The organism is Streptococcus suis (assembly GCF_002964575.1).
Taxonomy (GTDB): Bacteria; Bacillota; Bacilli; order Lactobacillales; family Streptococcaceae; genus Streptococcus; species Streptococcus suis_R.
Genome location: NZ_POQQ01000073.1, coordinates 1 through 560, shown reverse-complemented (window position 1 = coordinate 560; position 560 = coordinate 1). Strand labels below are relative to the sequence as shown.

Here is a 560-nt window from a genome sequence, read left to right as displayed (position 1 = left end):
TGTCTTGAATTTCTTATTGTTTAATAATATTTTTTAAGAGAGAGTATTTTTATGAAATTTTCAAAATGTATCATTGTTGGTTTGCTAACAGTTTCGATGTGTGGCGTAGTTGCCCCTAGTGTTTCAGGTGTAATAGTTTCAGCAGATGAAGTTCATAATGGGAATACATATTTACCACCTGTTAAAGAGAGTGATTATCTAGGTCAGAAAACAGAACGTAGTATTTGGAGTAAAATTGCTAAGTCAGCTATAAAGAAAGCCATTCGTAATAAACATTTGCTTATGGAATTTATAGAGGAAGTGGCGGGTAAAACTGTTGCTAGAAATGCAAATAAGTTTTTTTCTCCTATTGCAGCTTCGTTAGAACCTTTATTGGAGTGGGCTGAAATTCCAGGGAATGCTGTTTATGATGCTGTTTTTAGAGCAGTTATTAAAGCTGGAGGAAGTAGAGCAGTAGCTGCTAATATAGCAAATGCTATACGAGAAGTTTTAGAGTGGACACTTTTCTAATGATTGTAGAAAAAAGTTATAATATCACATTAGAAAAATTGTATGAACAA

The 560-nt window shown here is 33.0% G+C and carries 1 protein-coding gene; it reads left to right on the top strand.

The window, feature by feature from the left end:
• Positions 1 to 51: 51 nt before the first annotated feature.
• Positions 52 to 510, top strand: coding sequence for a hypothetical protein (locus tag C1E58_RS09655; protein ID WP_079844858.1), 459 nt, complete (start codon positions 52 to 54; stop codon positions 508 to 510).
• Positions 511 to 560: the final 50 nt, after the last annotated feature.